This is a genomic window from Rhizobium sp. P2_G2 (assembly GCF_056403555.1).
In genome coordinates, this window is the sequence record NZ_JBFUFF010000216.1 from 1 (window position 1) to 4,341 (window position 4,341).

The window sequence follows — 4,341 nt, forward strand, 5'->3', positions numbered from 1 at the left end:
GTCTGCAAGAGTGGGTTCGATTGGCGACAACAAGCTTGGCGGCTGGATTTCTTACCGGGCGTCTAAGGCCGCGCAGAACCAAATCGTCAGAACAGCGGCCATTGAACTGAGCCGGACGCATCCGTACTCCGTCGTGGTCGCACTGCACCCAGGAAGTGTCGAAACAGCTCTCTCCGAACCTTTCGCCAGGGGGCACGCGCGGATGACTCCGGAGCAATCGGCCTCATATCTCCTGCAGACGCTGGACAGGCTTGTGCCGGAGGATTCCGGTGGTTTCTTCGCCTATGACGCGTCACGGATAGATTGGTGAATCGAAAGTGCAAATATGTCGGCTTGCGGTTCGGCGTGACTGCACCGAAACGAGGCGATTGGACGCTTAGACTACCGATGTAGCTCCGGGTATACAACGCCTCCGTTAGCAATCGATCGTATCTAAACTGCGCAAGACGGTCGGTGTAAAGCCGGCGCGCGCCTCTGGCGAGCTTTCTGTTCTGGATGGTGATCTGCAGTCGCCAGCATTGGGCATTCTTGCGGATCAGCCAACACTCGAACTCCTCTCTCAGTCGCGCCGGCAAGTGCTGCAGTTCGTCGCTGTCGAGCACGAATGCAGCGCCCGTGCCGAACAACCGTAATCCAACGACGTCGATTATCGCGACTTTGCAGTCTCAGGCGGCTGCGTGCATCGACGCCATCACTTGGGGCACAATGGCACAAGGCACGCAGAAACATGGTAACGTAGGCCGTAATGACATTGCGCTGGGTTGGGAAATGCTACTGTCTGAGGGGTTCGTGGAAGATGAAATCGTCGCTTTTGATCGCAACCGTCACGACGGCCGGGTCATCTGCGATCCGACGATGTCCAACAATTGCTATGTTCATTGCAGCTAAGATCAAGACAACGTTTCCAGGAATTCAGCAGCCTGTCGACGCAATTCTTTTCGGGTCACCTCATCCATTCGGTTCCACGTCGCATAGGCCTGCGAAAGACGATGATTTCCCTTGAGTTTGGACTGATTGCGGATGAGGAAATCCCAATAGAGCGCGTTGAAGGGGCATGCGCCCGTGCCTGTACGCTTGTGAGGATCGTAGTGGCAGCCGTCGCAATAGTCCGACATCCGATTGATATAGTTTCCGCTGGCTGCATACGGCTTCGTGCCGACCACGCCACCATCGGCAAACTGGCTCATGCCAATAACGTTGGGCAGTTCGACCCACTCGTAGGCATCGGCATAGACTTCGAGATACCATTCGTGCACGGCTCTTGGATCGATGCCGGCAAGCAGTGCGAAATTGCCGGTAATCATTAAGCGCTGGATGTGATGGGCGTATGCGTGGGCGATCGTTTCGTTCACTACCGTTGCCATGCAATTCATGTTGGTCTGACCCGTCCAATAGAGCGAAGGCAGAGGTCGCGCATTTTCGAAGAAATTGGCGGAAGCGTAGGTCGGCATCCGCAGCCAGTAGATGCCGCGCACATACTCGCGCCAGCCAATGATCTGGCGGATGAAACCTTCCACCGCGGTAAGCGGCGCCCTTCCCTCCAGATATTGCTGCTCCACCGCACGACAGACGAGTAGCGGATCAAGAAAGCCTATGTTGATGTAGAACGACAGCAGAGAGTGGTTCAGAAATGGATCGTCCTTGAGCATAGCATCCTGCGTCGCACCAAAGTTCGGAAGGAACTCATTAAGGAACGTATCAAGGACAAGTTCGGCATCGTGTTGAGTCACCGCGAACTGAAACGATTGAGTGGTGCCGATATTGTTCGGGAAGAGTCGTTCGACGACCGAGATCACCTCTCGTGTGGTTTCGTCCGGTTCGAGCCGATCACGTCTCGGCCGCAGCAAATCCGGGGTCGCCGGCTTTCGGTTTTCTGCGTCGAAATTCCAACGTCCGCCGACTGGCGCACCGCCGTTCATGAGTAGCCCGGTCTTGCGCCGCATCTCCCGATAGAAGTATTCCATCGTCAGAGTCTTGCGACCGCGCGCCCATTGCGCGAATTCGGCGTGCGAACACAGGAAACGATTGTCTGGCAGAATGACAACCTCTGTGCCCGCTCCTTCATCCCACGACGACATATCCTGAAGAACGCGCCATTCTCCCGGCTCAGTGACTCTGACCGCTTCCGGCTCGAGCGCCGCAACGGCACGAGCAAGTTCCCCGCAAAAAGATCCCGCGTTGTCCGGATCGTCGATGCGGATGTAACGCACGCGAAACCCAGACTTTCGCAGTGTCTCTGCGAAATGCCGCATCGCCGAGAAAATAAAGGCAATCTTCTGCTTGTGATGCCGGACATAACTGGCTTCGGCCATTACTTCGCACATCATCACCACGTCACGATCTTTGTCTGCCTCTGCCAGGCTGGATATGCCCAAGGACAGCTGGTCGCCCAGGATGAATAGAAGATAGCGGACCGCACGAGACAATTTGGAGAACCTCAATTCCGAACTAGCATCATGAACCGCGCCTGCTGAGCCGCATCATTCTCGAATAGACCAGTGAAACTTAGTGTCAGCGTTTTCGCTCCCTGCTTACGGATTCCACGCATGACCATGCACATGTGCTCGGCTTCGACCATCACGGCCACACCTTCTGGCCGAACGACATCGTCGAGCGAACGGGTGATCTGGGCCGTCAGCGCCTCCTGCGTCTGCAGCCTCCTGGCGTAGACATCGACCAGTCGGGCGATTTTTGAGAGGCCAAGCACGCGACCTGAAGGCCAATAGGCTACATGCGCTTTGCCGAAAAACGGCACCATGTGGTGCTCGCAGTGGGAGAAAAATGGGATATCCTTGACAACGATGAGATCGTTATAGCCTGCCACCTCTTCGAATGTGCGCGACAATATGTCTTCCGGCGTCTGCTCGTAACCACCGAAGAGTTCACCATAGGCCTTGGCTATGCGGGCGGGCGTGTCGCGGAGCCCTTCCCTTTGGGGATCTTCACCTGCCCACCGCAGTAGCGTGCACACCGCTTCCTCTGCCTCACGTCGGGACGGTCGGCCCTCGTGGTTCGGATCGATCTTGTTCTCTGCGTAGGCATCCATGTCGACCAACTCCATTTCGAACGCGCTGGTACGTGGCGGAAGCGGGAGTGGATCAAAGAATTCGCCGCCCAATGATCCAGCCGCGATCTTTTGCGTAAGGGGTGCATGACATGCGCGATGCCGCTCCAGAACGGTTCAGACAAGCGATCGGAACCTTGTGTTCCGAAAGGGCGAGCACGCGTTGCAGACGGAGTACGCAGCAGCGTGACTGGGGAGCAACCTGGACTTGACCCGGAGACCATCAATCAACTGATGGCCCGTATCGCCACACATCGTGATATTGATGCTTTCGAGAGCCTTTACCGCTACTTCCGTCCCAAGGTCCGCTCCTACATGCTAAAGGTGACGAAGGACGTCGCAGCCGCCGATGAACTCACCCAGGAAGCGTTGGCAACCGTCTGGATGAAGGCAGCTCAGTTCAAACCGGATCTGGGTCAAGCATCGACCTGGATTTTCACTATCGCACGCAATTTGCGGATCGATGCGTTACGTCGAGGACCGCGGCCGGACTTTGATGATGAGGATCCGATGCTCGCCCCCGAACCGATCGAGCCGGCCGACGTGGGATACCAACGCGTTCAGGAAGCCGAGCAAGTCAGAAACGCCATCAAACACTTGAAGCCTGAGCAGATACAAGTGCTGGAAATGTCGTACTTCGAAGACATGACGCACTCAGCGATTGCGGAGACATTGAACATTCCGCTTGGCACGGTCAAATCAAGGATACGAATGGCATGCGAAAGACTGCGACTGTCTCTCGGGGTCACGATATGACGATTACACATCACCTCGACGATGAATTTTTGATGCGCTATTCAGCTGGCACCCTTTCCGAGGGCTGGAGCATCGGCGTCGCCACGCATTTGACAATGTGCCGGTCCTGCCGCAGCAGGCTGCGAATCTACGATAGTATCGGTGGGTACTTGCTCGACCGGGAGAGTGCCGATCTGAGAGCAGACGATGGCTGGACGGCAATCAAGCAACGAATTCACGCCGGCGAGATGGAAAACGTGGTGCCTCTTCGTATGGACCGGGAGCATGGAGATCCTTTGCTGCCACACCCGCTCTCTTCTTACGTTCGGGAGCAAGGCGGGTTGAGATGGCGGAGTTTGGGGCGCGGACCGTCGCAGATGATCATCCCGACGAACGATCCGACAACGACAGTCAGACTGCTCAAAGTGCCTGCAGGTCAGCCGGTGCCCGAGCACAGTCATGGAGGGACCGAATTCACACTCATTCTCGATGGGAGTTTCACCGATGAGGTCTCGACATTTCGCCGGGGCGACGTCGAACTC

General features: G+C 56.4%; 6 protein-coding genes. 4 read left to right on the forward strand and 2 right to left on the reverse strand.

Going from position 1 to position 4,341, the window contains the following annotated elements:
* Positions 1 to 310 (forward strand): Rossmann-fold NAD(P)-binding domain-containing protein (locus AC1D06_RS41990; RefSeq protein ID WP_477991431.1); only part of this gene is annotated, 310 nt, incomplete at its 5' end.
* A gap of 305 nt (positions 311 to 615) precedes the next feature.
* Entirely contained in the window at positions 616 to 888 is a 273-nt protein-coding gene (locus AC1D06_RS41995; RefSeq protein WP_477877286.1) for a hypothetical protein, read from the forward strand.
* Positions 889 to 890: 2 nt separating this feature from the next.
* Here AC1D06_RS41995 and AC1D06_RS42000 read toward each other — a convergent pair whose 3' ends face one another.
* Together AC1D06_RS42000 and folE are read right to left on the reverse strand one after the other, a co-directional pair.
* Positions 891 to 2,426, reverse strand: coding sequence for a cryptochrome/photolyase family protein (locus tag AC1D06_RS42000; protein ID WP_477877287.1), 1,536 nt, complete (start codon positions 2,424 to 2,426; stop codon positions 891 to 893).
* A gap of 11 nt (positions 2,427 to 2,437) precedes the next feature.
* Entirely contained in the window at positions 2,438 to 3,046 is a 609-nt protein-coding gene (gene folE, locus AC1D06_RS42005; protein ID WP_477877288.1) for a GTP cyclohydrolase I FolE, read from the reverse strand.
* Between the two features lie 117 nt (positions 3,047 to 3,163).
* On the opposite strand from folE, the gene AC1D06_RS42010 reads away from it, so the two are divergent.
* Together AC1D06_RS42010 and AC1D06_RS42015 are read left to right on the forward strand one after the other, a co-directional pair.
* The gene (locus AC1D06_RS42010; RefSeq protein ID WP_477991433.1) at positions 3,164 to 3,820 is read left to right on the forward strand and encodes a sigma-70 family RNA polymerase sigma factor; all 657 of its coding nucleotides are present in this window, start codon (positions 3,164 to 3,166) and stop codon (positions 3,818 to 3,820) included.
* Positions 3,817 to 4,341 (forward strand): ChrR family anti-sigma-E factor (locus tag AC1D06_RS42015; RefSeq protein WP_477991435.1); only part of this gene is annotated, 525 nt, incomplete at its 3' end. The genes AC1D06_RS42010 and AC1D06_RS42015, both read left to right, overlap by 4 nt.

Excerpts from the sequence above, each read along its gene's own strand:
- folE (WP_477877288.1), bottom strand. The coding sequence starts at position 3,046 with ATGGATGCCTACGCAGAGAACAAGATCGATCCGAACCACGAGGGCCGA.
- AC1D06_RS42010 (WP_477991433.1), top strand. The coding sequence starts at position 3,164 with ATGCCGCTCCAGAACGGTTCAGACAAGCGATCGGAACCTTGTGTTCCG.